This is a genomic window from Serratia sp. 2880STDY5682894 (genome assembly GCF_001537385.1).
GTDB lineage: Bacteria > Pseudomonadota > Gammaproteobacteria > Enterobacterales > Enterobacteriaceae > Serratia > Serratia nevei.
In genome coordinates this window covers 161,019-187,131 of record NZ_FCJA01000009.1, presented here as the reverse complement: position 1 = coordinate 187,131, position 26,113 = coordinate 161,019, and the positions used below count along the sequence as shown (strand labels likewise).

General features: G+C 57.4%; 34 protein-coding genes. 2 read left to right on the top strand and 32 right to left on the bottom strand.

Features of this window, described 5'->3' with window-relative positions:
* Window positions 1–132: 132 nt before the first annotated feature.
* From rpsQ to fkpA, 22 genes are all read right to left on the bottom strand, one after another.
* Complete coding sequence (gene rpsQ / locus AWX27_RS19820; RefSeq protein ID WP_004929760.1) at window positions 133–387, bottom strand: 30S ribosomal protein S17; 255 nt, start codon at window positions 385–387, stop codon at window positions 133–135.
* Complete coding sequence (gene rpmC, locus AWX27_RS19815) at window positions 388–579, bottom strand: 50S ribosomal protein L29 (RefSeq protein ID WP_004929762.1); 192 nt, start codon at window positions 577–579, stop codon at window positions 388–390. It abuts the gene before it with no gap.
* Window positions 579–989 carry a 50S ribosomal protein L16 gene (gene rplP, locus AWX27_RS19810; RefSeq protein ID WP_004929764.1) on the bottom strand — a complete coding sequence of 137 codons (411 nt, stop codon included), beginning with the start codon at window positions 987–989 and terminating at the stop codon, window positions 579–581. The genes rpmC and rplP overlap by 1 nt, the downstream gene beginning before the upstream one ends.
* Window positions 990–1,001: 12 nt before the next feature.
* A complete protein-coding gene (gene rpsC, locus AWX27_RS19805; RefSeq protein WP_004929766.1) occupies window positions 1,002–1,700 on the bottom strand; it encodes a 30S ribosomal protein S3 in 699 nt (232 codons plus the stop codon).
* 17 nt (window positions 1,701–1,717) lie between these two features.
* Entirely contained in the window at window positions 1,718–2,050 is a 333-nt protein-coding gene (gene rplV / locus AWX27_RS19800; protein WP_002223844.1) for a 50S ribosomal protein L22, read from the bottom strand.
* Window positions 2,051–2,064: 14 nt separating this feature from the next.
* Entirely contained in the window at window positions 2,065–2,343 is a 279-nt protein-coding gene (gene rpsS / locus AWX27_RS19795; protein WP_004929772.1) for a 30S ribosomal protein S19, read from the bottom strand.
* A gap of 14 nt (window positions 2,344–2,357) precedes the next feature.
* The gene (gene rplB / locus AWX27_RS24730; RefSeq protein WP_004929775.1) at window positions 2,358–3,182 is read right to left on the bottom strand and encodes a 50S ribosomal protein L2; all 825 of its coding nucleotides are present in this window, start codon (window positions 3,180–3,182) and stop codon (window positions 2,358–2,360) included.
* A gap of 18 nt (window positions 3,183–3,200) precedes the next feature.
* On the bottom strand, window positions 3,201–3,503 hold the full coding sequence (rplW, locus tag AWX27_RS19785) for a 50S ribosomal protein L23 (protein WP_004929776.1): 303 nt from the start codon (window positions 3,501–3,503) through the stop codon (window positions 3,201–3,203).
* Complete coding sequence (rplD, locus tag AWX27_RS19780; RefSeq protein ID WP_004929779.1) at window positions 3,500–4,105, bottom strand: 50S ribosomal protein L4; 606 nt, start codon at window positions 4,103–4,105, stop codon at window positions 3,500–3,502. The genes rplW and rplD overlap by 4 nt, the downstream gene beginning before the upstream one ends.
* A gap of 10 nt (window positions 4,106–4,115) precedes the next feature.
* Window positions 4,116–4,745: a 50S ribosomal protein L3 gene (gene rplC / locus AWX27_RS19775; RefSeq protein WP_015379265.1), complete on the bottom strand. Its 630-nt coding sequence runs from the start codon at window positions 4,743–4,745 to the stop codon at window positions 4,116–4,118.
* A gap of 32 nt (window positions 4,746–4,777) precedes the next feature.
* Window positions 4,778–5,089 (bottom strand): 30S ribosomal protein S10, encoded by a 312-nt coding sequence (rpsJ, locus tag AWX27_RS19770; RefSeq protein WP_001181005.1) that lies wholly within the window; start codon window positions 5,087–5,089, stop codon window positions 4,778–4,780.
* Between the two features lie 379 nt (window positions 5,090–5,468).
* Window positions 5,469–5,948, bottom strand: coding sequence for a bacterioferritin (gene bfr / locus AWX27_RS19765; protein WP_060424586.1), 480 nt, complete (start codon window positions 5,946–5,948; stop codon window positions 5,469–5,471).
* A 73-nt stretch (window positions 5,949–6,021) separates the two neighbouring features.
* Entirely contained in the window at window positions 6,022–6,216 is a 195-nt protein-coding gene (gene bfd, locus AWX27_RS24725; protein ID WP_015379266.1) for a bacterioferritin-associated ferredoxin, read from the bottom strand.
* Between the two features lie 130 nt (window positions 6,217–6,346).
* Window positions 6,347–7,531, bottom strand: coding sequence for an elongation factor Tu (gene tuf / locus AWX27_RS19760; protein ID WP_015376315.1), 1,185 nt, complete (start codon window positions 7,529–7,531; stop codon window positions 6,347–6,349).
* A 70-nt stretch (window positions 7,532–7,601) separates the two neighbouring features.
* Window positions 7,602–9,716 carry an elongation factor G gene (gene fusA / locus AWX27_RS19755; protein ID WP_028127620.1) on the bottom strand — a complete coding sequence of 705 codons (2,115 nt, stop codon included), beginning with the start codon at window positions 9,714–9,716 and terminating at the stop codon, window positions 7,602–7,604.
* 93 nt (window positions 9,717–9,809) lie between these two features.
* Window positions 9,810–10,280: a 30S ribosomal protein S7 gene (rpsG, locus tag AWX27_RS19750; protein WP_004956203.1), complete on the bottom strand. Its 471-nt coding sequence runs from the start codon at window positions 10,278–10,280 to the stop codon at window positions 9,810–9,812.
* A 96-nt stretch (window positions 10,281–10,376) separates the two neighbouring features.
* The gene (rpsL, locus tag AWX27_RS24720; protein WP_004930426.1) at window positions 10,377–10,751 is read right to left on the bottom strand and encodes a 30S ribosomal protein S12; all 375 of its coding nucleotides are present in this window, start codon (window positions 10,749–10,751) and stop codon (window positions 10,377–10,379) included.
* 143 nt (window positions 10,752–10,894) lie between these two features.
* A complete protein-coding gene (tusB, locus tag AWX27_RS19740; protein WP_019456119.1) occupies window positions 10,895–11,182 on the bottom strand; it encodes a sulfurtransferase complex subunit TusB in 288 nt (95 codons plus the stop codon).
* 9 nt (window positions 11,183–11,191) lie between these two features.
* Window positions 11,192–11,551 (bottom strand): sulfurtransferase complex subunit TusC, encoded by a 360-nt coding sequence (tusC, locus tag AWX27_RS19735; RefSeq protein WP_060424603.1) that lies wholly within the window; start codon window positions 11,549–11,551, stop codon window positions 11,192–11,194.
* Window positions 11,552–11,558: 7 nt separating this feature from the next.
* Complete coding sequence (gene tusD, locus AWX27_RS19730) at window positions 11,559–11,948, bottom strand: sulfurtransferase complex subunit TusD (RefSeq protein ID WP_033636259.1); 390 nt, start codon at window positions 11,946–11,948, stop codon at window positions 11,559–11,561.
* Entirely contained in the window at window positions 11,948–12,670 is a 723-nt protein-coding gene (locus AWX27_RS19725; RefSeq protein WP_004930418.1) for a helix-turn-helix transcriptional regulator, read from the bottom strand. The genes tusD and AWX27_RS19725 overlap by 1 nt, the downstream gene beginning before the upstream one ends.
* Before the next feature lie 373 nt (window positions 12,671–13,043).
* Window positions 13,044–13,883, bottom strand: coding sequence for an FKBP-type peptidyl-prolyl cis-trans isomerase (gene fkpA / locus AWX27_RS19720; protein ID WP_038878056.1), 840 nt, complete (start codon window positions 13,881–13,883; stop codon window positions 13,044–13,046).
* Between the two features lie 356 nt (window positions 13,884–14,239).
* Here fkpA and AWX27_RS19715 point away from each other — a divergent pair, with 356 nt between their 5' ends.
* A complete protein-coding gene (locus AWX27_RS19715; RefSeq protein ID WP_033649297.1) occupies window positions 14,240–14,467 on the top strand; it encodes a SlyX family protein in 228 nt (75 codons plus the stop codon).
* Between the two features lie 15 nt (window positions 14,468–14,482).
* Here the strand turns inward: AWX27_RS19715 and AWX27_RS19710 are convergent, their stop codons facing one another.
* From AWX27_RS19710 to kefG, 7 genes are all read right to left on the bottom strand, one after another.
* Complete coding sequence (locus tag AWX27_RS19710; protein WP_060424580.1) at window positions 14,483–15,655, bottom strand: MalY/PatB family protein; 1,173 nt, start codon at window positions 15,653–15,655, stop codon at window positions 14,483–14,485.
* Window position 15,656: 1 nt separating this feature from the next.
* A complete protein-coding gene (gene nhaC, locus AWX27_RS19705; protein ID WP_060424576.1) occupies window positions 15,657–17,096 on the bottom strand; it encodes a Na+/H+ antiporter NhaC in 1,440 nt (479 codons plus the stop codon).
* A 122-nt stretch (window positions 17,097–17,218) separates the two neighbouring features.
* Window positions 17,219–18,247 (bottom strand): LacI family DNA-binding transcriptional regulator, encoded by a 1,029-nt coding sequence (locus AWX27_RS19700; protein ID WP_060424573.1) that lies wholly within the window; start codon window positions 18,245–18,247, stop codon window positions 17,219–17,221.
* 92 nt (window positions 18,248–18,339) lie between these two features.
* On the bottom strand, window positions 18,340–18,927 hold the full coding sequence (gene slyD, locus AWX27_RS19695) for a peptidylprolyl isomerase (protein WP_038878063.1): 588 nt from the start codon (window positions 18,925–18,927) through the stop codon (window positions 18,340–18,342).
* A gap of 112 nt (window positions 18,928–19,039) precedes the next feature.
* On the bottom strand, window positions 19,040–19,243 hold the full coding sequence (locus tag AWX27_RS19690) for a YheV family putative zinc ribbon protein (RefSeq protein WP_015379274.1): 204 nt from the start codon (window positions 19,241–19,243) through the stop codon (window positions 19,040–19,042).
* Between the two features lie 14 nt (window positions 19,244–19,257).
* Window positions 19,258–21,066: a glutathione-regulated potassium-efflux system protein KefB gene (kefB, locus tag AWX27_RS19685; RefSeq protein WP_060424571.1), complete on the bottom strand. Its 1,809-nt coding sequence runs from the start codon at window positions 21,064–21,066 to the stop codon at window positions 19,258–19,260.
* A 2-nt stretch (window positions 21,067–21,068) separates the two neighbouring features.
* On the bottom strand, window positions 21,069–21,620 hold the full coding sequence (gene kefG, locus AWX27_RS19680) for a glutathione-regulated potassium-efflux system ancillary protein KefG (protein ID WP_033645385.1): 552 nt from the start codon (window positions 21,618–21,620) through the stop codon (window positions 21,069–21,071).
* Window positions 21,621–21,749: 129 nt separating this feature from the next.
* Here kefG and AWX27_RS19675 point away from each other — a divergent pair, with 129 nt between their 5' ends.
* Window positions 21,750–23,663 carry an ABC transporter ATP-binding protein gene (locus AWX27_RS19675; protein ID WP_060424569.1) on the top strand — a complete coding sequence of 638 codons (1,914 nt, stop codon included), beginning with the start codon at window positions 21,750–21,752 and terminating at the stop codon, window positions 23,661–23,663.
* Window positions 23,664–23,666: 3 nt separating this feature from the next.
* Here AWX27_RS19675 and tauD read toward each other — a convergent pair whose 3' ends face one another.
* The 3 genes from tauD to tauB are packed head-to-tail and all read right to left on the bottom strand — an operon-like array spanning window position 23,667 to window position 26,112.
* On the bottom strand, window positions 23,667–24,515 hold the full coding sequence (gene tauD / locus AWX27_RS19670; protein ID WP_033636267.1) for a taurine dioxygenase: 849 nt from the start codon (window positions 24,513–24,515) through the stop codon (window positions 23,667–23,669).
* Window positions 24,512–25,348, bottom strand: a complete 837-nt coding sequence (gene tauC, locus AWX27_RS19665) for a taurine ABC transporter permease TauC (protein WP_033645254.1) — start codon at window positions 25,346–25,348, stop codon at window positions 24,512–24,514. The genes tauD and tauC overlap by 4 nt, the downstream gene beginning before the upstream one ends.
* Window positions 25,345–26,112, bottom strand: a complete 768-nt coding sequence (gene tauB / locus AWX27_RS19660; protein ID WP_060424566.1) for a taurine ABC transporter ATP-binding subunit — start codon at window positions 26,110–26,112, stop codon at window positions 25,345–25,347. Before tauB ends, tauC begins: the two co-directional genes overlap by 4 nt.
* Window position 26,113: the final 1 nt, after the last annotated feature.

Genomic DNA, 26,113 nt, shown 5'->3' with positions numbered 1-26,113 from the left:
AAGTAAAAATTAGGCCGTTGAAAAGCCCCATAACCGAGGGCGCAGCATTATAACACCGCTTACTTGGTATGGGTAGAAAAAATAAACGGCTCATTTTCTGAGCCGTTTATTAAGTGAGAGCCAGCTACTCTATTACAGAATCGCTTTCTCTACAACGCGAACCAACGTCCAGGACTTAGTCTTGGACAGTGGGCGGCATTCGCGGATTTCCACCACGTCGCCGGTACCACATTCGTTGTTCTCGTCATGTACGTGCAGCTTGGTCGTACGTTTGATGAATTTCCCGTAGATCGGGTGCTTCACAGTACGCTCGATAGCAACAACGATGGATTTCTCCATTTTATCGCTAACAACACGACCCTGCAGGGTACGGATAACTTCAGTCATTTACACACCCGCCTTTTGAGTCAGTAAAGTCTTAACGCGTGCGACGTCACGACGCACTTGTTTCAACAGGTGAGTTTGTTGCAGCTGGCCACTGGCCGCCTGCATGCGCAAGTTGAATTGCTCACGCAGCAGGTTGAGCAGCTCGGCATTCAGCTCTTCAACGCTTTTTTCACGCAGCTCTTGTGCTTTCATTACATCACCGTCTTAGTTACAAAGGTGGTTTTGATCGGCAGTTTCGCTGCTGCCAGTTTGAATGCCTCGCGGGCAACCTCTTCTGGCACGCCGTCCATTTCGTACAGGACCTTACCAGGCTGGATCAGGGCAACCCAATACTCCACGTTACCCTTACCTTTACCCATACGCACTTCCAGCGGCTTCTCGGTGATCGGTTTGTCCGGGAATACACGGATCCAGATCTTGCCTTGACGCTTAACTGCACGAGTCATTGCACGACGAGCTGCTTCGATTTGACGAGCAGTCAGACGGCCACGGCCAACAGCTTTCAGACCGAAAGTGCCGAAGCTAACATCCGTACCTTGCGCCAGACCACGGTTGCGGCCCTTGTGCACCTTACGGAATTTTGTACGCTTTGGTTGTAACATCAGCGACTCTCCTTACTTGCGGCCTTTACGCTGCTGCTTTTTAGGTTGAGCAGCCGGTTCCGGTTGTTCAACTGCAGCCATACCACCCAGGATCTCACCTTTGAAGATCCATACCTTAACGCCGATTACACCATAAGTGGTGTGCGCTTCAGATGTGTTGTAGTCGATGTCCGCACGCAGAGTGTGCAATGGAACACGACCTTCGCGATACCATTCGGTACGTGCGATTTCAGCGCCGCCAAGACGGCCGCTTACTTCAACTTTGATACCTTTAGCGCCAAGACGCATTGCGTTCTGTACTGCACGCTTCATAGCACGACGGAACATAACGCGACGTTCCAGCTGAGAAGTGATGCTGTCAGCAACCAATTTAGCGTCGAGTTCCGGTTTACGGACTTCGGCGATGTTGATCTGTGCAGGAACGCCAGCGATGTCCGCTACGACCTTGCGCAGTTTTTCGACGTCTTCACCTTTCTTGCCGATAACGATGCCTGGGCGAGCAGTGTGAATGGTCACACGGATGCTCTTCGCAGGACGCTCGATAACGATGCGAGAAACGGAAGCTTTCGACAGTTCCTTAGTCAGGAATTGACGAACTTTAAAGTCGCTGTCCAGGTTGTCAGCGAATTCTTTGGTATTCGCATACCAAGTAGAGTTCCAAGGTTTGACAATACCCAGGCGAATACCATTAGGATGTACTTTCTGACCCATTGCTAGTCTCCAGAGTCTCAGCGATCGGACACAACCACAGTAATGTGGCTGGTGCGCTTCAGGATGCGATCTGCACGACCTTTTGCACGCGGCATAATGCGCTTCATGCTTGGGCCTTCGTCTACGAAGATTTTCGTAACTTTCAGATCATCGATGTCAGCGCCATCGTTGTGTTCTGCGTTAGCAATGGCAGACTCCAGCACTTTCTTAACCAGACCAGCAGCTTTCTTGTTGGTGTAGGTCAGAGTTTCCAGAGCTTGCGACACTTTCTTACCGCGAATCAGGTCAGCAACAAGGCGAACCTTCTGAGCAGAAGAACGAGCGTGGCGATGTTTAGCGATAGTTTCCATCTCTTCCTCCTACCTTAGCGCTTTTTAGCTTTTTTATCAGCCGCATGGCCGCGATAAGTACGAGTCGGCGCGAATTCACCCAGTTTGTGACCGACCATTTCATCGGAAACGAACACTGGTACGTGCTGACGACCATTATGGACAGCGATGGTCAAACCGATCATGTTAGGAAAGATCGTTGAACGACGGGACCAAGTGCGCAAAGGCTTCTTGTCACCGCTTTCCACCGCTTTCTCTACCTTCTTCAGCAAGTGCAGGTCAATAAAAGGACCTTTCTTGAGAGAACGTGGCATGGCTTATCCTCTAATTATTTTTTGCTACGGCGACGTACGATGAACTTATCAGTACGCTTGTTGCTACGGGTCTTCTTACCTTTGGTCTGAACGCCCCACGGAGTTACCGGGTGCTTACCAAAGTTACGACCTTCACCACCACCGTGCGGGTGATCTACCGGGTTCATCGCCGTACCGCGAACGGTAGGACGAACACCACGCCAACGTGCAGCACCTGCTTTACCCAGAACGCGAAGCATGTGTTCAGCGTTACCGACTTCACCCAGGGTGGCGCGGCAATCAGCTGGAACTTTACGCATTTCGCCGGAGCGCAGACGCAGAGTTACGTAGGAACCATCACGAGCAACGATCTGAACGTAGGCACCAGCGGAGCGAGCCATCTGGCCGCCTTTACCTGGTTTCATTTCTACGTTGTGAACCGTTGAACCAACTGGAATGTTGCGCATCGGCAGGGTGTTACCCGCTTTGATTGCAGCATCAACGCCAGATTGAATCTGGTCACCAGCTTTCAGGCCTTTCGGCGCCAGGATGTAACGACGTTCGCCGTCTTTGTACAGAACCAGCGCGATGTTCGCGGAACGGTTCGGATCGTACTCCAGACGCTCAACCACAGCAGGGATACCGTCTTTGTTGCGCTTGAAGTCAACCAGACGATAATGTTGCTTGTGGCCACCACCGATATGACGGGTGGTGATACGGCCATTGTTGTTACGACCACCGCTTTTGCTCAGTTTTTCCAGCAGCGGGGCATAAGGTTTACCCTTGTGCAGCTCAGGGTTAACCACTTTAACAACGTGGCGACGACCCGGAGATGTAGGTTTACATTTAACAATTGCCATTGTTCTTACTCCTCCGACTTACTCTGCGCCGCCGATGAAGTCCAGATTCTGGCCTTCTTTCAGGGTGACGTAAGCTTTTTTCCAGTCGCTACGACGACCAACACGCTGACCGTGACGCTTCACTTTCCCTTTAACTACCAGGGTGTTCACGTCTTTGACTTCGACTTCAAACAGTTTCTGCACTGCAGCTTTGATTTCTGCTTTGGTCGCGTCTTTGGCAACTTTGAGAACGATGGTGTTGCTTTTTTCCATCGCAGCGGATGCTTTTTCAGATACGTGCGGTGCACGCAGCACTTTCAGCAAACGTTCTTCACGGATCATGCCAGCATCTCCTCAACTTGCTTCACAGCATCAGCAGTCATAACCACTTTGTCGAAGGCGATCAGGCTAACCGGATCGATACCTGCTACATCGCGCACGTCAACCTTGTACAGGTTGCGAGCTGCCAGGAACAGATTCTCATCCAGTTCACCGGTCACGATCAGCACGTCTTCCAGAGCCATATCTTTCAGTTTCTGTGCCAGCAGCTTAGTTTTAGGCGCTTCTACAGAGAACTTCTCGACAACGATCAGACGATCTTGACGTACCAGTTCGGACAGGATGCTTTTCAGCGCGCCGCGGTACATCTTTTTGTTTACTTTCTGACTGTGGTCCTGTGGCTTAGCAGCAAAGGTCACGCCGCCTGAACGCCAGATCGGGCTCTTTACAGAACCTGAACGCGCACGGCCGGTGCCTTTCTGACGCCATGGCTTTTTGCCGGAACCAGTTACTTCAGCACGGGTCTTCTGAGCACGAGTACCTTGACGGGCACCTGCTGCATAAGCAACAACAACCTGGTGTACCAGCGCTTCGTTGAAATCACGACCGAAGGTAGTTTCGGAAACAGTCAGCGCGCTTTGCGCGTCTTTCAATACTAATTCCATTGCTATCCCCTTACGCCTTCACAGCTGGTTTAACGATCAGGTTGCCACCGGTTGCGCCCGGTACAGCACCCTTAACCAGCAGCAGGTTGCGCTCAGCGTCAACACGTACTACGTCCAGGCTTTGAACGGTTACGCGCTCATCACCCAGGTGGCCAGCCATTTTCTTGCCTTTGAACACTTTGCCCGGAGTCTGGTTCTGACCGATAGAACCCGGAACGCGGTGAGACAAGGAGTTACCGTGGGTAGCGTCTTGGGTACGGAAGTTCCAGCGCTTAACAGTGCCAGCAAAACCTTTACCTTTAGAAGTACCGGTAACATCGACTTTTTTAACGTCAGCGAAGATTTCTACGCTAATTTCCTGACCTGCAGCGAACTCTTGACCTTCTTCAAGGCGGAATTCCCACAGACCACGGCCAGCTTCAACGCCAGCTTTAGCGAAATGGCCCGCTTCCGGCTTGGTTACACGGTTAGCTTTTTTGCTACCAGTGGTAACCTGAACGGCACGGTAACCGTCGGTGTCCAGGCTTTTAACCTGAGTCACGCGGTTCGCTTCAATTTCAATTACGGTTACTGGGATAGAAACGCCATCTTCAGTGAAGATACGGGTCATACCCACTTTTTTACCGACTAAACCAATCATTGTTTCAACCTCTCAATCGCTCAATGACCTGATTAACCCAGGCTGATCTGCACGTCTACACCGGCAGCCAGATCCAGACGCATCAGAGCATCAACGGTTTTCTCGGTTGGCTCAACGATGTCAACCAGACGCTTGTGAGTGCGAATCTCGTACTGATCGCGCGCGTCTTTGTTGACGTGCGGAGAGATCAGAACGGTAAAGCGCTCTTTGCGAGTTGGCAGCGGGATCGGACCACGGACTTGCGCACCAGTGCGCTTTGCAGTCTCGACGATTTCCGCGGTTGATTGATCGATCAGACGATGATCAAACGCTTTCAGGCGGATACGGATTCTTTGGTTCTGCATGAGACCAGAGCTCCAATTATTTATAAACGTAAATAATTACTCCTCACACCCATTTCGATTGATGGGGGAGTGTAATCGTCAACATATAACCCCCATATCGGGAGTATTGTTCGAAAGGCAAAAAAGGCCTGCCAATCGACTGATTCGCTAAAATCAGGCTTACCAAGATTAGGTAAGCCCGCGCATTATACGCAAAATGGCCCAGGAAGCAAGCCGCAGTTGGAAATATGCTCAGGAAATCGTCATTTTTGCGCGTTCAGCGGCAGTCGCGAGATGAGGACGGCTAGCAGGGTATGAATTATGCTTGGCGGGGAAGCTCCCCTGCCCCACCGTAAAAACGGCCGCCGGCAGGAGAGACGATGACGAACGGAAGACAGGCTTACTCTTTGCGCTCTAGAACCTGGGCCTGGGCATAGTTTTGAATACCGAGGCGAGCGATGAGGTCCAGCTCGGTTTCCAGCCAGTCGATATGCTCTTCTTCATCAGCCAGGATATCGATCATCAAATCGCGGCTGACGTAATCATGAATCGAGTCGGCATAGGCGATACCTTCACGCAGGTTTTTAGCGCCTGCCAGCTCCAGCGCCAGATCGGAACGCAGCATCTCTTCAATGTCTTCGCCGATGTTCAGCTTGCCGAGATCCTGCAGGTTAGGGAGCCCTTCCAGGAACAGGATACGCTCGATGTAGCGATCGGCATGCTTCATTTCGTCGATCGACTCGTGGTATTCCTTGTCGTTGAGGCGCATTAAGCCCCAATTCTTGAACATGCGGGCGTGCAGGAAATATTGATTGATGGCAACCAGCTCGTTGCCGAGCAGCTTGTTGAGGTGAGCAATGATCTTTTTATCGCCTTTCATAGGTAACTCCTCCTGGCCAGTTCTAAAAGTGTAGAACCTGTAAGCCAAGAGTCAAAAATAACCTTACCCTTTGTTAGGCAACTTCATGCATTGGGATGATAGTTCCGCGTTCCTCCACCATAATCTGTCTTGCCTGACGAATGCACTTTCCACAATCGGTACCAATCGGCACAAGTTCACGCAGCTGCTTCATGGTATGGGGATTGTGCTGACGCACCGCATTACGGATCGCTTTGTCAGTCACCGCATTACACAGACATACATACATAGAGAGACTCACTTCTTAACCAATGCATTGAGTCTAAATAGGAATGGTTTTTATTTCAATTAAGATTTGAACAAATTGCATAAAAAAAGGGCACCGAAGTGCCCTTTTTGTGTCGAAAAATTATTCGCGATTAAGCGATAACTTTAGCAACAACACCAGCGCCTACAGTACGGCCGCCTTCACGGATTGCGAAACGCAGACCGTCGTCCATCGCGATTGGGTGAATCAGGGTTACAACCATGTTCACGTTGTCGCCTGGCATTACCATCTCTACGCCTTCTGGCAGTTCGATGGTACCGGTCACGTCAGTAGTACGGAAGTAGAACTGTGGACGGTAGCCTTTGAAGAATGGCGTGTGACGACCACCTTCATCTTTGCTCAGGATGTACACTTCAGATTCGAACTGGGTGTGCGGCTTGATGGAGCCTGGCTTAGCCAGTACCTGACCACGTTCGATTTCTTCACGTTTGATACCACGCAGCAGAACACCTACGTTCTCACCAGCACGGCCTTCGTCCAGCAGTTTGCGGAACATTTCAACGCCAGTACAGGTAGACTTAACGGTGTCTTTGATACCAACGATTTCAACTTCTTCGCCAACTTTGATGATACCGCGCTCAACACGACCGGTAACAACGGTACCACGACCGGAGATGGAGAATACGTCTTCGATTGGCAGCAGGAACGGCTTGTCGATAGCACGCTCTGGCTCTGGGATGTAGCTGTCCAGGGCTTCGGCCAGTTCGATGATTTTCGCTTCCCACTCAGCTTCGCCTTCCAGCGCTTTCAGCGCGGAACCGCGGATTACCGGCAGGTCGTCGCCTGGGAAGTCGTAAGCGGACAGCAGTTCGCGAACTTCCATTTCTACCAGTTCCAGCAGCTCTTCATCATCTACCATGTCGCATTTGTTCATGAATACGATGATGAAAGGAACGCCAACCTGACGACCCAGCAGGATGTGCTCACGAGTCTGAGGCATTGGGCCGTCAGTCGCAGCTACTACCAGGATCGCGCCGTCCATCTGAGCAGCACCGGTGATCATGTTTTTCACGTAGTCGGCGTGCCCTGGGCAGTCAACGTGCGCGTAGTGACGAGTCGGGGTGTCATACTCAACGTGAGAGGTGTTGATGGTGATACCACGAGCTTTTTCTTCTGGCGCGTTATCGATCTGGTCGAAAGCACGTGCAGAACCGCCGTAGGTTTTAGCCAGTACGGTGGTGATCGCTGCAGTCAGGGTAGTTTTACCGTGGTCAACGTGGCCGATAGTACCAACGTTAACGTGCGGTTTTGTACGTTCAAATTTTTCTTTAGACACGGCTATATTCCTTACTATAGCGCTCTCCCCTTCTGGAGAGAGCACGGGACTTTGGTTTTAACCCTGCGGCTTATTTGCCACGGGCTTCGATTACGGCCTGAGCGACGTTGTTCGGTGCATCATCATACTTCAGGAATTCCATGGTGTATGATGCGCGACCTTTAGTCAGAGAACGCAGCTGAGTTGCGTAGCCGAACATTTCGGACAACGGTACTTCAGCGTGGATCTTAACGCCAGTCACTTCAGATTCCTGACCGCGCAGCATGCCGCGACGACGGCTCAAGTCACCGATAACGTCACCGGTGTTCTCTTCTGGAGTCTCAACTTCAACCTTCATGATAGGCTCAAGCAGAACTGGTTTCGCTTTCTTAAAGCCTTCTTTAAAGGCGATAGACGCGGCCAGTTTAAACGCCAGTTCAGAGGAGTCAACGTCGTGGTAAGAACCGAAGTGCAGACGAATACCCATGTCTACTACCGGGTAACCAGCCAACGGACCAGACTTCAGCTGCTCCTGGATGCCTTTATCAACGGCAGGGATGTATTCGCCAGGAATTACACCACCTTTGATGTCGTTGATGAACTCGTAACCTTTCGGGTTAGAGCCCGGCTCCAGTGGGTACATGTCGATCACAACGTGACCGTACTGACCGCGACCACCAGACTGCTTGGCGTGCTTACCTTCAACATCGGTAATCTTCGCGCGAATCGCTTCGCGGTAAGCTACCTGAGGTTTGCCCACGTTAGCTTCAACGTTGAATTCACGCTTCATGCGGTCAACGATGATGTCGAGGTGCAGTTCACCCATACCGGCGATGATGGTCTGGTTAGACTCTTCGTCAGTCCATACGCGGAATGACGGGTCTTCTTTAGCCAGACGGCCCAGAGCCAGACCCATTTTTTCCTGGTCAGCTTTGGTTTTCGGTTCAACGGCGATAGAGATTACCGGCTCAGGGAATTCCATACGCTCCAGGATGATTGGAGAGTCTGGGTCACACAGGGTGTCCCCGGTGGTCACGTCTTTCAGACCGATCGCAGCGGCGATGTCGCCTGCGCGAACTTCTTTGATCTCTTCACGCTTGTTGGCGTGCATCTGAACGATACGGCCGAAACGCTCACGCGCAGCCTTAACGGAGTTCAGCACGGTGTCGCCGGAGTTAACAACGCCGGAGTACACGCGGAAGAAGGTCAGGTTACCCACGAACGGGTCGGTTGCGATTTTGAACGCCAGCGCAGAGAACGGCTCGTCATCACTTGCGTGACGCTCAGCCGGAGTGTCTTTACCGTCGTCCAGGATACCGTTGATCGCAGGAACGTCAGTTGGTGCTGGCAGGTATTCGATTACCGCATCCAGCATCGCCTGTACGCCTTTGTTCTTGAACGCAGAACCACAGGTAACCAGGATGATTTCGTTGTTCAGCACGCGCTGACGCAGAGCGGATTTGATTTCTTCCTCGGTCAGCTCTTCGCCGCCCAGGTATTTTTCCATCAGCTCTTCGGAAGCTTCCGCAGCGGACTCGATCAGGTTCTGGCGCCATTCTTCAGCCAGATCCATCATGTCAGCCGGCACGTCTTCGTATTCGAAGGTTACGCCTGCGTCTTCTTCGTTCCAGTTGATCGCCTTCATCTTCACCAGGTCGATAACGCCGGTGAATTTGTCTTCTGCGCCGATAGCCAGCTGCAGAGGAACAGGGTTAGCGCCCAGACGAGATTTGATCTGGCCAACAACTTTCAGGAAGTTAGCACCCATACGGTCCATTTTGTTAACGAACGCGATACGTGGCACTTTGTATTTGTTAGCCTGACGCCATACGGTTTCAGACTGTGGCTGAACACCACCAACAGCACAGTAAACCATTACCGCGCCATCCAGCACACGCATGGAACGTTCTACTTCGATGGTGAAGTCAACGTGCCCTGGGGTGTCGATGATGTTTACGCGATGCGGTTCGAACTGCTTGGCCATACCAGACCAGAAAGCAGTAGTCGCTGCAGAAGTGATGGTAATACCACGCTCCTGCTCCTGTTCCATCCAGTCCATGGTGGCAGCGCCGTCATGAACTTCACCGATTTTGTGGTTTACACCGGTGTAGAACAGAATACGTTCGGTAGTGGTGGTTTTACCGGCGTCGATGTGAGCACTGATACCGATGTTGCGGTAGCGTGCAATGGGTGTTGTACGAGCCATTTGATTCCTCTATTCCTAGGGCGTTCAAGTTCAGTTAACCCAAGCGGGCCGATTTGACGCGCCCGCTTGGTTAGCATGACTACAGCCGGGTGATTACCAGCGGTAGTGGGCGAACGCCTTGTTGGCTTCGGCCATACGGTGAACGTCTTCACGCTTCTTAACAGCAGAACCTTTGTTCTCTGCTGCGTCAGACAGCTCGTTCGCCAGGCGCAGAGCCATGGATTTATCACCGCGTTTACGTGCAGCATCAACGATCCAACGCATTGCCAGAGCATTACGACGAACCGGGCGGACTTCAACTGGTACCTGATAAGTAGAACCGCCAACGCGACGCGACTTAACTTCTACAGTCGGGCGAACGTTGTCGAGAGCGACTTCGAAAGCTTCCAGGTGATCTTTACCAGAACGCTGAGCCAGGGTCTCCAGCGCGGTATAGACGATTGCTTCTGCAGTAGATTTTTTACCGTCTACCATCAGGATATTTACAAATTTGGCCAGCAGCTCAGATCCGAACTTAGGATCTGGCAGGATTTTACGTTGGCCGATTACGCGACGACGTGGCATGGAAATACTCCGTTGTTAATTCAGGATTGTCCAAAACTCTACGAGTTTATTTTGACATTAAAGTTAAAACGTTTGGCCTTACTTAACGGAGAACCATTAAGCCTTTGGCTTCTTCACGCCGTACTTGGAACGAGCTTGCTTACGGTCTTTAACACCGGAGCAGTCAAGTGCACCACGGACGGTGTGGTAACGCACACCTGGCAGGTCTTTTACACGACCGCCACGGATCAGGATTACGGAGTGTTCCTGCAGGTTGTGGCCTTCGCCACCGATGTAGGAAGTTACTTCGAAACCGTTGGTCAAACGCACACGGCAAACTTTACGCAGTGCGGAGTTTGGTTTTTTCGGGGTAGTGGTGTATACGCGGGTGCATACGCCACGTTTCTGCGGGCAGGCTTCCAGCGCTGGAACGTTGCTTTTAGCAGCCTTCACAGAGCGTGGTTTGCGAACCAGCTGGTTAATTGTTGCCATTAAAAAAGCTCCTGGTTTTTGCTTCGTACTAGCTTCGTAAACATGTGATAAATCCCCTCGTATGCACTATTGGCAAAGTACGAGGACGCAGAATTTTAGGGCTGACCAGTATGGGTGTCAAGAAATATACAACATCACTCTCATCACCAGGCCATTTGGCTGCGGTGTTGTTCGGTTAATTCAACGAAGTGATTATAGCCGACGACAGTGATTTTGTGCGAAAAATGGCCAACCAATCCCCGAGCTTCCAGGTCGTCCTGCAGCGCGTAAAGGGATATGGGGGCGGCGAGCAGCAATTCAAGATGGGCGCTGCCGGCAAGGCCGGCAAGCACGCCGTCCTGCAGCAGCAGCAGCGCGTCGCCCTCGGCCGTCAGGCGCAGCAGCGCAGGTAAGTCACATTGGTTTGGCGAATGGCTCAGGGTATACAGCATCAAAGGATCCTAAAACGTCATCACGGCGTCGTAGCCGGCCAGTTCGCGGCGCAGTTCGTCCGGCGCCAGCACCTCGGCATCCAGCACCCAATCGGTCACCTGGCTCAGCCCACGCTCCTGCAGCGAAACCTGGCACAGATAGCAGCGCTCCACGTCATACAGCGGCAGCACGCCGAAGGTGGCAATGTAATTGCGCGCCAAAATCTTTTCCGGTTGCTGGCCCGGCAACAGCTGCAATACGCCATCGCCGACAAAAAACACCCCCAAGTCTTCGCTGAGCGCCGACGTGGCGAGCAGCGCATCCAGCCCTTCCCTGCCACCGGCGGCGCCGTGCGGCCCGTGGGTGAAAACAAAAGCGACTCGTTTCATCATATCCTCAGAACTGCACCAGACGGTCGCAACTCAGCGACGCTTCGGCCAGGGAACCCAGCCCGCTCAGGGTAAAACCGGGCTGCAGGTTGGCGCTTGCCAGCCCCTGTTGCGCCGCCTCCTGCTCGTCGGTGACGCCACGGCGCAGCGCAGCAGCAACACAGACGTTGAGCGCCACGCCGTGTTGCTGCGCCAGCTGCGTCCAGCCGCGCACCAGGTCGAACTCGTCACTGGCCGGCGCGGTCAGCTGGTTGGCGTTCAACACCCCTTCACGGTAGAAAAAAACGCTGGAAAGCCGGTGCCCTTTCGCCAGCAAAGCCTGAGCGAACTGATAGGCGCTGCTGGCCTGCTGCGTGCCGTAAGCCGGGCCGGTGACCAACAGGCAATAATCGAGCATCAACGGTCGCTTCCCAACAGATCGCCGCTCTTGAACTGGCGGATATACAGATACACGGTGTGTTTGGAGATATTCAGGCGATCCGCCACCTGGTTGATCGCATCCTTGATGTCGAAGATGCCTTTCTCATAGAGATTGAGCACCACCTGACGATTCTTGGCGTTATTGGACACCGAGCGGTCGGCGTTCACCTCTTCGATGGTGAACTCCAGCGTCTGCGCCACCAGATCGTCGACGGAAGAAGCGAAATTCACCGACGACGGCACGTCCTGCGTGGCCGGCGGCATAAAGGTCTGCATGATCTGCGAGAACGGCACGTCGAGGTTCATGTTGATGCACAGCAAGCCGATCACCCGCTGCTCGCGATTGCGAATGGCGATGGTCACCGACTTCATCAACACGCCACTCTTGGCGCGGGTGAAGTAGGCTTTCGACACGCTGCTGTCGTCGCCGGCCATGTCATGCAGCATGCGCAGGGCCAGATCGGTGATCGGCGAGCCGATTTTACGCCCGGTATGTTCACCGTTGGCGATGCGTACCGCAGAGCTGTTCAGGTCTTCCAGCGCGTGCAGTACGATCTCGCAGTGGCCGCCGATCAACATCGCCAGCCCGTCGACCACCGCTTCATAGGATTTCAGGATTTCATGATCCGTTTGAGTAAACGGACGTTCATTCAGCAAATCAAGTTCGCTGGCTTCGCTGGATAAAAGCGAATTCGACATCGAAGATACCACCCTCATAGATCGCCTGTGCCAGGGGGCGCAGCTAAAACCGCTCGGACCGGATCGTTGCCGTCGTCGGCACGCCGCAGCGCGGCCGGCTGAGAGCGGCATCAAACGGCACGATGACATCCGCGGGCGAGGCGGCCGGGAACAATTTTAGGTACACGCCCTAAGGGGCAGACGCATGACTGATAAATCAGAATTATTAGTCTAGCAAAGCGGCCGGAGCAAAGTCCTTGCGTTTGCGCGTGGTATTGACGTTAAGCCCGATGCCCGGCAGGCGTCAAGCGTTCAATGGAGAGAGAGGCGGCGGCTGCCGAAATGAAAACCGCCGCGGAGGGCATCCACGGCGGTGGCAAACAGAGCGACGATGTTATTTCGCTTTGGTAGCGGCTTTCGCGTCAGCCGGTTTTTCGGCTTTAGCGTCGGCTTTCGGCGCCGCTTTCACGTCCAGCAGCTCAACGTCGAAGACCAGCGTGGAGTTAGCCGGGATGCCCGGAACGCCGGTTTTACCGTAGGCCAGCGCCGGTGGGATCACCAGCTTGATTTTGCCGCCTTTCTTAATGTGCTTCAGGCCTTCGGTCCAGCCTGGGATCACGCCGTCCAGACGGAACGACAGCGGCTCGCCGCGGGTGTAGGAGTTATCGAACTCGGTACCGTCGGTCAGGGTGCCTTTGTAGTTCACTACCACGGTGTCGCTGTCTTTCGGTGCTTCACCCGCGCCCGGTTTCTCTACCTGGTACAGCAGGCCGGATTCGGTTTTCTTCACGCCTTTTTCTTTAGCGAAGCTGTCGCGGTACTTGGCGCCTTTGGTTTCGTTGTCCTTGGCGTCCTGTTCCATCTTCGCCTGAGCGGAAGCCTTCACGCGCGCTTCGAAGCCCTGCAGAGTCTTCTCGATGTCGGCATCGTTCAGCTTGCTCTTGTTGGCGAACGCGTCCTGAACGCCGGCGATCAGCTGATCTTTGTCCAGCTTGATGCCCAGCTTCTCTTGCTCTTTCAGAGAGTTGTCCATGTAACGGCCGAGAGAGGCGCCCAGTGCGTAAGCCGCTTGCTCGTCGTCGTTTTTGAACTTGCCGGTGCTCGGTGCTGCTGCCGCGTCCGCTGGTTTAGCGGCTTCTGCCGGTTTGGCGGCATCGGCTGCCATGACCTGGGTCGCATTCAGAGCAAAAGCCATGGTGGTTGCCAGAAGCGTGACTTTAAACAAAGATTTCATCCATTTCTCCAGTGTCTGAAGCAATGCCCCAAACAATCATTAGGTAAGATAACCGGGCTACTATAGCTGCCTGAAACAAAACAAAACAGTCGCACAGGTAACCAATCGAGTCAAAGTGTGACTCCCGCTTTGCCAAGAAGTTTCCCACCGCGTGCTACTCGCATGATAAATCAGATTTTTCTTGCAGAATATTCGGCGAGGTTAGCAAAAAACGGCGTATCAGGCGCGCAACTTTTCAGCACTTTACACTGCCGATCGCAACGTTGCGCGCCGTCTGGAGAAATAGCGCGAGCAAACCCGGCGCCAGCTGTTACCATAGCGCCGAATCAGGATTTTATCGCGTCAGAGGTAGCCTCATGCACAACGCCGACACTCAACGCCTGCTACAGCGGCTTGAAGAACTGGAGAGCCGTCAGGCCTTCCAAGAGCTCACCATCGAAGAGCTCAACCAGACCGTCATCCAGCATCAAATGGAAATGCTGAAGATGCGCGAACATCTGCGCATGTTGACCGACAAGCTGCGCTCGACCCAAACCTCAATGATCGCCTCGCAATCGGAAGAAACGCCTCCGCCGCACTATTGAGGGCCCGCCATGCGGTTATTTCAGGCGTGCCAGCCCTGCGACGGCACGCTCGAGATACCGGCGCGGGCATCCCAGGTTGATGCGGATAAAACCGCTCCCCTGCGGGCCGAAACCGCTGCCCATCGACGGCGCCAGCTTCGCCACCGCCACCAGCGCCTGCTGCAAGTCAGCATCGTTCAAACTCAGCGAGCGGCAATCCAGCCAGGCGAGATAGGTCCCTTCAGCCTGGGTCATCGTGCACCAGGGCGCGGCGTCCGCCAGCGCCTGCTTAAACCAACGCCGGTTCTCCGCCAGGTAGTCGAGCAGCTCATCAAGCCAGGCCGCGCCCCGTTGATAGGCCGCGGTCGCCGCCGTCATCGACAGCGCGTTGAACACATCCAGCCCGTGGGCGTTCAGCCGATCGACAAACGCCTGCCGAAGCCGGGCATTGGGGATCAGGAAATTCGAAATGCGCAGCGAGGAAAGGCCGAACGTTTTGCTGGCGGACGTCGCCGCAATGACCCGCTCGCGATATTCCTCGCCCAGATGCAACACCGACGTAAACGTCTCGCCGGGCAGCAGCAGATCGGCCCAAATTTCATCGGAGATCACCGTGACGTCGTGGGCGTGGCAGAGCGCCATGAGCCGCTCCAGTTCATCACGGCGCCAGCAACGGCCGGTCGGGTTGTGCGGATTGCACAGCAACAACAGCGGCGGTTTACGCTGCGCCAGGCAGGCGGCCAGCTGGTCGAAATCGATCCGGTATCCCTGCGGGGTTTCCAGCAGCGGGTTTTCAATCACCTCTCTGCCGTTCATGGTGACTATCTTGGCGAACGAGCCATAGTACGGCCCCTGCACCACCACGCCATCCCCCGGCCTGCTGAGCAGTTGGATCAGCATCGCCAACCCCGGCACTACCCCTTCAATCGACGTGAACCATTCGCGCCGCAGCGGCAAGCCGTGCCGCTTGGCAAACCAGTCGATCGCCGCCTCATAGTAAGCGTCGTCGCGTTCGCTGTAGCCAAAGACGCCGTGGTCCACCCGCTGATGCAGCGCCTGCTGCACCTCCGGCGGGCACGGAAAGTCGAAATCGGACACCCACATCGGCAACAGTTCACTGCCGTCCAGTTGCAGATAGCGGTCGATGAAGTCCCACTTCACGGAGCCGGTGTTGTGGCGATCGATGATGGCGTTGAAATGACTCGTCATGTCAGGCTTCCTTACGCTGCAAGTCGTTCTGAGGTTGGAGTTTGGCGATACCGAAGCCGGTAAACCCATAAATCAGGGCGAACACCACCGCGGCATAACATTGGATCGCCCACGGCAGCAGATCGAGGGTGCTGACCCCCAGCGTGGTGGCCATGTAAATGCCGGCGGCCGTCCACGGGATCAGCGGTTCGATGACGGTGCCCGCATCTTCGACGGTGCGCGACAGATTTTTGTTGTCCAGCCCCATGCGTCGATAGGCCCCTTTGAACAGCTCCGCCGGGATCAGCAGCGCCAGCTTGCCGTCGCTGGTCGCGCCGGTCACCAGGATAGTGGTGGCAACGGTGGCGGCGATCAGCTGGCCGGTGGTGTGCACCACTTTCAGCAGCCGGCTGATGATCACCGTCAGCGCGCCGGTCAGCGTCAGGGCGCCGGCGAAGGAAAAGGCGCAGAACACCAGCAGGATCGTACTCATCATCGAGAACATGCCGCCGCGGTTCAGCAGGCGCGGCACATCGGCGACGATCCCTTCGACGTTATGGCCCTGAGTGGCGAACATCGACAGATTGAAGCCGTCCATCAACGCATTCAGCCCCTGCTGCAGGCTAAAGCCCTGCAGCACGACGCCGATGGCGATCGCCAGCGCGCAGGCGGCCAGCATGACGGGGATCACCGGCCGTTTGGTCACCGCGCCCCACAGCACCAGCACCGGCGGCAGGATCAGTAGCAGATTGAAGTGGTACAGCCCCTCGAGCGCACCGACAATTTCGGTCACTTTCTCGGGCGTTGCCACGCTGCCCACCGCACCGGTGTGGCCGGCGATCAGGTACACCACGGCGGCCAGGATAAAACTCGGCAGCGTCGTGTACATCAGATGCTGGATATGGCTGTAGAGATCGGTATCCGCAACGATAGCCGCGAAGTTCGTCGAATCGGACAACGGCGAAATTTTGTCGCCGAAGTAAGCGCCGGACACCACCGCCCCGGCCGCGGCGGCCAGCGGCACGTCCAGACCGGCGGCCACGCCCATCAGCGCCACGCCCACGGTGCCGGCCGCCCCCCACGAGGTGCCGGTGCACACCGAGATCACGCTGGTGATGAAGAACGCGGCGATCAGAATGTATTGCGGGCTGATCAGCTTCAGCCCCCAATACACCATGTAAGGGATGGTGCCGCTGATCATCCAGGTGCCGATCAGGCCGCCCACGCAGATCAGGATCAGGATAACCGGCATCGCCTTCGCCAGCTTGGCCACGATGGCCTCGATGATGTCATCCCAGCGGTAGCCTTGCCACCAGGCTAACGCGGCGGCGATGGCGGCGGAAACCAGCAGCAGCGGTTCAATGCGCAGGCCGAACTGGCCATAGCCGATGATGAGCAGCAATAGCATGGCCACAATCGGCAGCGTCGCCAGCCCAAGGTTGAGCGTTTTCTTATTATCCATATACGGCTCCTGTTGAAGATGGGGTACTGCAACAGCGTAATGGCTTTGGTAATCGGAGGATGTGAGCGCAGGCAACCGGCCATGTAATCGGTTTCATGAGATGGCGTTGTGTGAGCCGTCTCTCATTCGCCGCGCTTGCTTTGCTCATGCGGTTCGCCGTCGGCTACAGAGTCTCGCAGGATAAGTTCGGCCGAAAAGCGGTTGTTCCGTGGCGCGACGTCGCTGCCGCTGTGGATCTGTAGCGCCAGGCGCGCGGCACGCCGAGCCATTTTCTCGATGGGATAATGCACGGTGGTCAACGCAGGGTGGAGATACTTCGCCAGGGCAATGTCGTCAAAACCGACGATCGACAGCGCCTCAGGCAGCTGAATGTGCCGTTGGTGGCAGGTGCGCATCATGCCGGCGGCCATTACGTCGTTGAAGGTCACTGCGGCGGTGAAGCATGGGTCGCTGGCCAGCACGCGCTCGGCCGCCAGTTCGCCCCCTCGCTCGTTGAAGGGCACGCTGATGATCCAGCTGCCGGGTACCTCAATGCCGGCGGCGGCCATGGCCTTGCGGTAACCCGCTAACCGCTGCGCGCGGTCGTCGATCGGCAGATCCGCCGTCACGCAGGCAATTCTCCGATGCCCCTGGCGTATGAGCAACTCGGTCGCCGCCTGCGCCGCATTGGCGTTGTCGAGCCAGATGCAACGGTTGGCGATGGCGGGCAGATAACGATTGATCAGCACCAGCGCAGGCGTGTGGGCGGCGTAGCGCAGCAGCTCCTCCTCCCCCATACGCGTGACGTGCGCCACGATGGCTTCGCATCCCTGGTTGATGAGAAAATCGAGGCCGCTTTTTTCCAGCTCGGCCTGATGCCCGCCGCTGCACAACATCAACCGCACGCCGGCCTGCCGCGTGATGTCTTCCACGCCCCGCGCCAGGCGTGAAAAAAACGGATCGTCGAGGTTGCCGGTCAGCAATCCCAGCATATTGCCGCTTCTTTTCGCCAGCGCCAGCGCGGCGGCGTTGCGATGGTAGTTAAACTCGCGCATCGCTTTCTCGACGCGTTCGCGGGTCACCGGTTCAACGTAGGCGGTATTATTGATCACCCGGCTGACGGTGGCCGTGGAAACGCCGGCGCGGCGCGCAACGTCTTTCATGGTGGCCATGGCATGTCCTGTTGTGCCGTTCGGCGCCCGGTGCGCCGCGCATAAAAAAGGGCAGCCGATGGCCGCCCTCTTGTCTCGTCACTGCGCTCTGCTTAGTGGCAGCCGCAGCCGCCGTTACCGCAACCACCTTTACCGTGGTCGTGACCATGGTCGTGATCGTGGCTGTGGCCGTGACCGCCGCAGCAGCCTTCACCGTGCTCGTGGTGATGGTCGTGCTCGCCGTGTACGTGGCCGTGCGCCAGTTCTTCTTCGGTCGCTTCGCGGATCGCGACAACTTCCACGTTGAAGTTCAGGTTTTGGCCGGCCAGCATGTGGTTGCCGTCAACCACCACGTGGTCGCCGTCAACTTCGGTGATTTCAACCGGTACCGGGCCCTGATCGGTGTCAGCCAGGAAACGCATGCCGACCTGCAGTTCGTCAACGCCCATGAAGACGTCTTTCGGTACGCGTTGCACCAGGTTTTCGTCGTAGTTGCCGTACGCGTCGTTCGCGCCGACGTGAACGTCAAAACGATCGCCAACGTCGTGGCCTTCGAGTGCTTTTTCCAGACCTGCGATCAGAGAACCATGCCCGTGCAGATAGTCCAGCGGTGCGCTCACCGGAGACTCATCAACCAAAACACCGTCTTCTGTACGTACTTGGTAAGCCAGGCTGACCACCAAGTCTTTTGCTACTTTCATGATATCTCCTACCGTTGGCTACTAGGACGCACACCGTTATCGGGATGCGCGCCTTTTCCGGACAGATTGTAACGGAAATCTGCCTCGCTGTACCCTCCGGGATAAAAAAACGCTACTTCGGCTGGAAAATGCCGATCACCTGCTCTTGCGGGCGAACGTGTTTTTCCACCTGTTGTTCGGTCTGGCGCTGATGGTGGCCGCACTTGACGCACTCCACCACCTCCACCTGATCCTCCCGCCATACCGCCAGCGTATCCATGGCGCTACAGCTCGGGCACACTGCCCCGGCGATAAATCTTTTACGTGTTGCAGACATCGTTATGCTCCCGCTTATTCGTATTCGTCCCAGCCGTCGAACTGGCGGCTTTCTTTTTGCATTTCGCGATGGAACAGCTCTTCCAGCTCGCGCCGCGCCTCTTTCACGCGGGAAATTTGCGCCACGTCGCCCTGATGCGGCGGCATCAGTTCACGCAGCATGCGCATATCCAGGCGGCGGAAATGCTGCTGGGCGCGGAAGGCCTGATGCGGGTGCATCCCCAACTCCATCAGCGCCTTGCGCCCCAGTTCCAGCGCGCTGGAGAAGGTTTCGCGGCTGAACTGTTTCACCCCCGCCTGCAGCAACTCATGCGCCTCCACGCGGCCGCGCGCCCGCGCCAGAATGCTCAGGTTCGGGAAGTGTTGCTGGCACAGCCGCACGATCTCCATGGTGTCTTCCGGCTCGTTGCAGGTGATCACGATCGACTTGGCCTTCTCGGCGCCCGCCGCGCGCAGCAGCTCCAGCTCGGTGGCATCGCCGTAATAAACCTTGTAGCCGTAGCGCCGCAGTACGCCAACGGCGCTGACGTCGCGCTCCAGAACGGTAATGCGCATTTTGTTGGCCATCAACAGGCGGCCGATCACCTGGCCGAAACGCCCGAAGCCGACGATGATCACCTGCGGATCGTCATCTTCCACGTACGGCGTCTCCTCGTCTTCGTCTTTGGCGTTATAGCGGCGCGCCAAAATGCGGTCAATGGCCTGCATCAGCAGCGGCGTGGTCATCATCGACAGCGTCACCACCACCAGCAGCAAAGAGAGTTGATCCGGCTGCAGCACCTTTTGGGCGCCCGCCGCCGAAAACAGCACGAAGGCGAACTCACCGCCCTGGCTGAGCACCCCGGCGAACTGCAACCGCACCGAACTGCGCAGGCCGAACAGGCGCGACACGCCGTAGAGCACGCCGGATTTGACCGCCACCAGCACCAGCACGCCGATCAACACCTCGGCCAGATGGGTGTAGAGCACGCCGATATTCAACACCATGCCCACCGAGATAAAGAACAACCCCAGCAGCAGCCCTTTAAACGGCTCGATGGAAATTTCCAGTTCGTGGCGGTATTCGCTCTCCGCCAGCAGCACCCCGGCAATGAAGGTGCCGAGCGCCATCGACAGGCCGAGCGCTTCCATAAACAGCGCCGAGCCGAGCACCAGCAACAGCGCCGCGGCGGTGAAGATCTCGCGCACGCCGGAAGCGGCGATATAGCGGAACAGCGGCCGCAGCAGGAAACGGCCGCCGATCAGCATGCCGCCGAACGCCGCCACCTTAAGCGCGATCTTCGCCCAGTCGTCGCTGGTGCCGCCGGCGCCGGCCAGAATCGGGATCAGCGCCAGCGCCGGGATCACCGCCATATCCTGGAACAGCAGCACCGAGAAGCCGAGCTGCCCCCCTTCGTTGCGGTTCATGCCCTTCTCGCGCATCAGCTGCAGCGCCATGGCGGTGGAAGACATCGCCAGGCCGACACCACCGATCACCGCCGCCTGCCAGGCGAAGTGCGTCAGGTACAGCAACGCGCCCAGCACCGCCGCAGTGATCAACACCTGGCCGGCGCCGGCGCCGAAGATCGAACGCCGCAGCTCCCACAGCTTGCTGGGGTTCAGCTCCAGGCCGATGATGAACATCAGGAACACCACGCCCAGCTCGGAGAAGTGCAGGATCTCGTCGACGTCGCGAATGAAGCCCAATCCCCAGGGGCCGATGGCGATGCCGGCGATCAGATAGCCCAGCACCGCGCCGATCCCCAGGCGACGGGCGATCGGCACCGTCACCACCGCGGCGAACAGGAACAGTAAAATGGCGGTCAGTAAGGTCGATCCTTCCATGCTCACCGCCCTCCGCGCGGCAGCGGGTGGCTCAGCCACTCGCCGTAGGCATCCGCATGGCTACGCAGCACCTCCGGCTTTTGCCGCCGCGCCCAATACACCACGAACGGCGTCAGCCAATGCATATGGCACATCCCGGCGGTCAGCTCGAACGGCCGCAGAATATCTTCCATCGGGTAGTGGTTATAACCGCCGGTGCGGTAGGCGCCTTCCGGTTCGCCGGTGGTGATCACCGAACGCCAGTATTTGCCCGCTAGCGCATTGCCGCCCACGCCGCTGGCAAAGCCGCGCGACAGCACGCGATCCAGCCACTCCTTCAGCAGCGCCGGGCAGCTGTAGGTGTACAGGGGATGCTGAAACACGATGACCTGATGCTCACGCAGCAGCTGTTGTTCGTGATGGATATCGATAAAAAAATCAGGGTAGTGCGCGTAGAGATCGTGCACGGTGACATGTTCCAACTGCTGCGCCGGTCGAAGCAAAACCCGGTTCGCCACCGAGTCATGGGATTCCGGATGGGCATACAGCAGCAAGACCTTGGGCGGCTGCGACATCATTCCCCTCCAAAGCGTCGTCAGGGTAGCGGTTTTCCGTTACCATGCATCGCAAAGACAAAAACAGCGCGCGGTGCGCGTTCTGTTACCTTAATGATAATTTAACATACTCTGAACATACGGCGCTTTATGATTGTATTCTCCTCGCTACAAATCCGACGCGGCATCCGCGTCCTGCTGGACAACGCCACGGCGACGGTTAATCCAGGTCAGAAGGTCGGCCTGGTGGGCAAAAACGGCTGCGGCAAATCCACGCTGCTGTCGCTGCTGAAGGGCGAGATCGCGGCGGACGGCGGCAGCTTCACCTTCCCCGGCAACTGGGCGCTGGCCTGGGTCAACCAGGAGACGCCGGCGCTGGACGTGCCGGCAATCGAGTATGTTATCGACGGCGACCGCGAGTTTCGCCAACTCGAAGCCGAATTGCAGGCGGCCAACGATCGCAACGACGGCCACGCCATCGCCACCCTGCACGGCAAGCTGGACGCCATCGACGCCTGGACCATCCGCTCCCGCGCCGCCAGCCTGCTGCACGGCCTCGGCTTCTCCAACGAACAGCTGCAAAGCCCGGTGCGCGACTTCTCCGGCGGCTGGCGCATGCGCCTCAACCTGGCGCAGGCGCTGGTGTGCCGTTCCGACCTGCTGCTGCTCGACGAACCGACCAACCACCTGGATCTCGACGCGGTGATCTGGCTGGAGCGCTGGCTGAAAAGCTATCCCGGCACGCTGGTGCTGATCTCGCACGACCGCGACTTCCTCGATCCGATCGTCGACAAAATCCTGCATATCGAACAGCAGACGATGAATGAATACACCGGTAACTATTCGTCGTTCGAACGCCAGCGCGCCACCAAGCTGGCGCAGCAGCAGTCGCTGTATCAGCACCAGCAAGAAAAAGTGGCGCACCTGCAAAGCTATATCGACCGTTTCCGCGCGCAGGCCACCAAGGCCAAGCAGGCGCAGAGCCGCATCAAGATGCTGGAGCGCATGGAGCTGATCGCCCCGGCGCACGTCGACAACCCGTTCACCTTCAGCTTTCGTCCGCCGGAAAGCCTGCCGAACCCGCTGCTGCGCATGGACAAAGTCAGCGCCGGGTATGGCGACAAGGTGATCCTGAAGTCAATCAAGCTGAACCTGGTGCCCGGCTCGCGCATTGGCCTGCTCGGCCGCAACGGCGCCGGTAAATCGACGCTGATCAAACTGCTGGCCGGCACTCTGGAACCGCTGAGCGGCGAGATCGGCCTGGCGAAAGGCATCAAGCTGGGTTACTTCGCCCAGCACCAGCTGGAATTCCTGCGCGCCGACGAATCGCCGCTGCAGCACCTGAGCCGCATCGCGCCACGGGTGCTGGAGCAGCAGCTGCGCGACTATCTGGGCGGTTTCGGTTTCCAGGGCGACAAGGTCAGCGAAGTGACCGAACGTTTCTCCGGCGGCGAGAAGGCGCGGCTGGTGCTGGCGCTGATCGTCTGGCAGCGCCCTAACCTGCTGCTGCTCGATGAACCGACCAACCACCTGGATCTCGACATGCGTCAGGCGCTGACCGAAGCGCTGATCGATTTCGAAGGCGCGTTGGTGGTGGTCTCACACGACCGTCACCTGCTGCGTTCCACCACCGACGATCTGTACCTGGTGCACGACGGCCAGGTCGAGCCTTTCGAGGGCGATCTCGACGACTACCAGCAGTGGCTTGTCGACCTGCAGCGCCAGGAAAGCCAGCAGGACGCACCGGAAAAAGAGAGCGGCGGCAACAGCGCGCAGGCGCGCAAGGATCAAAAACGCCGCGAGGCGGAGTTCCGTACGCAGACCCAGCCGCTGCGCAAGCAGATCGCCAAGCTGGAACAGCAGATGGAAAAACTGGGCGCCGAACTGGCGGCGGTTGAGGAACAGCTGGCGGATTCCGCACTGTACGACATCAGCCGCAAGGCCGAGTTGACCGACTGCCTGCAAAAGCAAAGCCAGGCCAAATCCGCGCTGGAAGAGACGGAAATGACCTGGCTGGATGCACAGGAACAGCTGGAACAGTTAACGCAGGCGTTCGAAGCCTAAGCCTCAGGCCTTGTAAAAAGGCCTATCCCCCAGAATGGTCGCGCGGTGCATGATGCGCCGCTGCGGCAGATAATCCGCGTTGGCGTAGTGCTGCGTCACACGGTTATCCCAGATCGCCACGTCATTTTCCTGCCAGCGCCAGCGCACCTGAAACTCCGGTTTGGTGATGTGAGCAAACAGGAAGTTCAGCAAAGCGTCGCTCTCTTTCGGCGCCAGATCGACGATCCGCGTGGTAAACCCTTCATTGACGAACAGCGCCTGCCGGCCGCTGACCGGGTGGGTGCGCACCACCGGATGCAGCAGCGGCGGGTTTTTCTGCACCGCCAGCTGCCAGCGCTGATGCTCCTCTTCACTGCCGCGATGTTTGTGTTCCGGGAACGACTTGGTGAAGTCATGCTCCGCACGCAGCCCTGCGAGCAGCGTTCTGAACGGCGCCGACAGCGCCTCGTAGGCCGCGATGCCGCTGGCCCACAGCGTATCGCCGCCGGTGGAAGGCAAGGTCTTGGCCGCCAAGATCGCCCCCAGCGGCGGGTTCTCGATAAAGGTCACGTCGGTGTGCCAGTTATCGTTGTCCGGCGGGTTGTCGTCGTGGGTATCGAGCACGATGATCTCTTCCACGTCGGTGGCGTGCGGATAGACCGGATGGATATGCAGATCGCCGAAGCGGCCGGCCAGATCGCGCTGCTGCAGCGGCGTGATCGGCTGATTGCGGAAGAACAGCACCTGATGCTTCAGCAAGGCATGATAAAGCTGTTCAAACTGGCCGTCGCCCAGCGGCCGGGCCAATTCGACGTTTTCCACCAGCGCCCCGATGTAAGGCCCCAGCGGGGTGATATTCAGACGTTCGTTCATTGCTGTACTCCATGCCACGGGGTCAATCGGCGCTGCAGGGCACGCAGCCCCAGCTCCAGCCCAAATGCAATCACCGCAATCACGCCGATGCCGGCCAACACCACGTCGGTCGCCAGAAACTCACCGGCGGATTGCACCATAAATCCCAGGCCGCGCGTGGCGGCGATCAGTTCGGCGGCCACCAGCGTCGACCAGCCGACGCCCAGCCCGATGCGAATGCCGGTCAGGATCTCCGGCAGCGCACTCGGCAGCACCACGAAACGCAGCACCTGCCAACGCGTGGCGCCCAACGCGCGGGCGGCACGCACCCTCACCTGCGCCACGCTGCGCACGCCGGCCACGGCAGACAGCGTCACCGGCGCGAAGATCGCCAGATAAATCAGTAAGATCTTTGAGGTTTCGCCGATGCCGAACCAAATCACCATCAGCGGCAGATAGGCCAGCGGCGGCACCGGGCGATAGATTTCAATCAGCGGATCGAGGATGCCGCGTACCGTGTCGTTCAGCCCCATGGCAATGCCCACCGGAATGCCGACGATCACCGCCGCCAACAGCGCTACCAGAATGCGCCCCAGGCTGGCCGCCAGATGTTGCCACAGCGTGGCGTCCATAAAGCCTTGCGGGCTGGCGATGGTGATCAACTGGTGCAGCACCTGCTGCGGCGCCGGCAAAAACAGCGGGCTGATCAGCTGCAGCGCCGTCACGCCCCACCAGACGATCAACACCGTCAACAGCGTGGCGCCGCTCAGCCAAACGTTGCGCGGCACGCTGAAACGGCGCGTCGCTTTGCCCTGCGGCTGCGCCGCGGCCTTCAGAGTGGAATGCAGGCTCATAGCAAGGCCTCGCGCTGTTGGAAAACTTTGCCCAGCACGTATTCGCGCTGCGCGATAAATTCAGGATCTGACTTGATGGCGCGGCAGGCTTCGCCGTCGGCATAGCGTTGGCCGAAGTTCAGCGACAGCCGCTCCACCACTTGCCCTGGCCCCGGCGACAGCAGCAGCAGTTCGCTGGCGAGGAACACCGCCTCTTCGATATCGTGGGTGATCAGCAGCACCTGCTTGCCGGTATCACGCCAAATGGTCAGCAACAGCTCCTGCATCTGCTCGCGGGTAAACGCGTCCAGGGCGCCGAACGGCTCGTCCAACAACAACAGCCGCGGATCGGCGGCCAGAGCGCGGGCGATGCCGACGCGTTGGCGCATGCCGCCGGAAAGCTGCCAGATGAAGTGCTGTTCATAGCCCGCCAGCCCCACGCGCTGCAGCATCTGCTCCGCCACCTGGCGGCGCTGCGCCTTGCCGACGCCGGCCAGTTGCAGGCCGAACTCGACGTTGTCCACCACGTTGCGCCACGGCAGTAAGCCCTCATGCTGGAACACCACGCCCCGTTCGGCGCCCGGGCCGTGAACGGGCGTTCCATCCAGCGTGATGCTGCCAGCTGAAGGCTCGATAAACCCGGCGATCAAATTCAGCAGCGTGGTCTTGCCGCAGCCCGACGGGCCGAGCACCACCACCAGTTGCCCGGCGGCGATCTGGAACGACACGTCACGCAGCGCGGGCCGCCCCTGATACTCTGCTGAAAGATGATTGACGTTTAGCATC

What these genes read in the sequence shown, in the direction of transcription:
- AWX27_RS19725 (WP_004930418.1), bottom strand. Translation starts at nt 12,670, where the DNA reads ATGTCGAATTCGCTTTTATCCAGCGAAGCCAGCGAACTTGATTTGCTG.
- AWX27_RS19675 (WP_060424569.1), top strand. Translation starts at nt 21,750, where the DNA reads ATGATTGTATTCTCCTCGCTACAAATCCGACGCGGCATCCGCGTCCTG.
- rpmC (WP_004929762.1), bottom strand. Translation starts at nt 579, where the DNA reads ATGAAAGCACAAGAGCTGCGTGAAAAAAGCGTTGAAGAGCTGAATGCC.
- rplB (WP_004929775.1), bottom strand. Translation starts at nt 3,182, where the DNA reads ATGGCAATTGTTAAATGTAAACCTACATCTCCGGGTCGTCGCCACGTT.
- rplV (WP_002223844.1), bottom strand. Translation starts at nt 2,050, where the DNA reads ATGGAAACTATCGCTAAACATCGCCACGCTCGTTCTTCTGCTCAGAAG.
- tusD (WP_033636259.1), bottom strand. Translation starts at nt 11,948, where the DNA reads ATGCTCGATTATTGCCTGTTGGTCACCGGCCCGGCTTACGGCACGCAG.
- tusB (WP_019456119.1), bottom strand. Translation starts at nt 11,182, where the DNA reads ATGCTGTATACCCTGAGCCATTCGCCAAACCAATGTGACTTACCTGCG.
- rpsL (WP_004930426.1), bottom strand. Translation starts at nt 10,751, where the DNA reads ATGGCAACAATTAACCAGCTGGTTCGCAAACCACGCTCTGTGAAGGCT.
- fusA (WP_028127620.1), bottom strand. Translation starts at nt 9,716, where the DNA reads ATGGCTCGTACAACACCCATTGCACGCTACCGCAACATCGGTATCAGT.
- rpsQ (WP_004929760.1), bottom strand. Translation starts at nt 387, where the DNA reads ATGACTGAAGTTATCCGTACCCTGCAGGGTCGTGTTGTTAGCGATAAA.
- fkpA (WP_038878056.1), bottom strand. Translation starts at nt 13,883, where the DNA reads ATGAAATCTTTGTTTAAAGTCACGCTTCTGGCAACCACCATGGCTTTT.
- bfd (WP_015379266.1), bottom strand. Translation starts at nt 6,216, where the DNA reads ATGTATGTATGTCTGTGTAATGCGGTGACTGACAAAGCGATCCGTAAT.
- rpsJ (WP_001181005.1), bottom strand. Translation starts at nt 5,089, where the DNA reads ATGCAGAACCAAAGAATCCGTATCCGCCTGAAAGCGTTTGATCATCGT.
- tusC (WP_060424603.1), bottom strand. Translation starts at nt 11,551, where the DNA reads ATGAAACGAGTCGCTTTTGTTTTCACCCACGGGCCGCACGGCGCCGCC.
- kefG (WP_033645385.1), bottom strand. Translation starts at nt 21,620, where the DNA reads ATGTCGCAGCCGCCCAAGGTCTTGCTGCTGTATGCCCATCCGGAATCC.
- nhaC (WP_060424576.1), bottom strand. Translation starts at nt 17,096, where the DNA reads ATGGATAATAAGAAAACGCTCAACCTTGGGCTGGCGACGCTGCCGATT.
- tauC (WP_033645254.1), bottom strand. Translation starts at nt 25,348, where the DNA reads ATGAGCCTGCATTCCACTCTGAAGGCCGCGGCGCAGCCGCAGGGCAAA.
- rplC (WP_015379265.1), bottom strand. Translation starts at nt 4,745, where the DNA reads ATGATTGGTTTAGTCGGTAAAAAAGTGGGTATGACCCGTATCTTCACT.
- bfr (WP_060424586.1), bottom strand. Translation starts at nt 5,948, where the DNA reads ATGAAAGGCGATAAAAAGATCATTGCTCACCTCAACAAGCTGCTCGGC.
- AWX27_RS19700 (WP_060424573.1), bottom strand. Translation starts at nt 18,247, where the DNA reads ATGGCCACCATGAAAGACGTTGCGCGCCGCGCCGGCGTTTCCACGGCC.
- AWX27_RS19715 (WP_033649297.1), top strand. Translation starts at nt 14,240, where the DNA reads ATGCACAACGCCGACACTCAACGCCTGCTACAGCGGCTTGAAGAACTG.
- rplW (WP_004929776.1), bottom strand. Translation starts at nt 3,503, where the DNA reads ATGATCCGTGAAGAACGTTTGCTGAAAGTGCTGCGTGCACCGCACGTA.
- kefB (WP_060424571.1), bottom strand. Translation starts at nt 21,066, where the DNA reads ATGGAAGGATCGACCTTACTGACCGCCATTTTACTGTTCCTGTTCGCC.
- rplP (WP_004929764.1), bottom strand. Translation starts at nt 989, where the DNA reads ATGTTACAACCAAAGCGTACAAAATTCCGTAAGGTGCACAAGGGCCGC.
- rpsC (WP_004929766.1), bottom strand. Translation starts at nt 1,700, where the DNA reads ATGGGTCAGAAAGTACATCCTAATGGTATTCGCCTGGGTATTGTCAAA.
- rplD (WP_004929779.1), bottom strand. Translation starts at nt 4,105, where the DNA reads ATGGAATTAGTATTGAAAGACGCGCAAAGCGCGCTGACTGTTTCCGAA.
- AWX27_RS19690 (WP_015379274.1), bottom strand. Translation starts at nt 19,243, where the DNA reads ATGTCTGCAACACGTAAAAGATTTATCGCCGGGGCAGTGTGCCCGAGC.
- tauD (WP_033636267.1), bottom strand. Translation starts at nt 24,515, where the DNA reads ATGAACGAACGTCTGAATATCACCCCGCTGGGGCCTTACATCGGGGCG.
- slyD (WP_038878063.1), bottom strand. Translation starts at nt 18,927, where the DNA reads ATGAAAGTAGCAAAAGACTTGGTGGTCAGCCTGGCTTACCAAGTACGT.
- AWX27_RS19710 (WP_060424580.1), bottom strand. Translation starts at nt 15,655, where the DNA reads ATGACGAGTCATTTCAACGCCATCATCGATCGCCACAACACCGGCTCC.
- rpsG (WP_004956203.1), bottom strand. Translation starts at nt 10,280, where the DNA reads ATGCCACGTCGTCGCGTAATCGGCCAACGTAAAATCCTGCCAGATCCT.
- tauB (WP_060424566.1), bottom strand. Translation starts at nt 26,112, where the DNA reads ATGCTAAACGTCAATCATCTTTCAGCAGAGTATCAGGGGCGGCCCGCG.
- rpsS (WP_004929772.1), bottom strand. Translation starts at nt 2,343, where the DNA reads ATGCCACGTTCTCTCAAGAAAGGTCCTTTTATTGACCTGCACTTGCTG.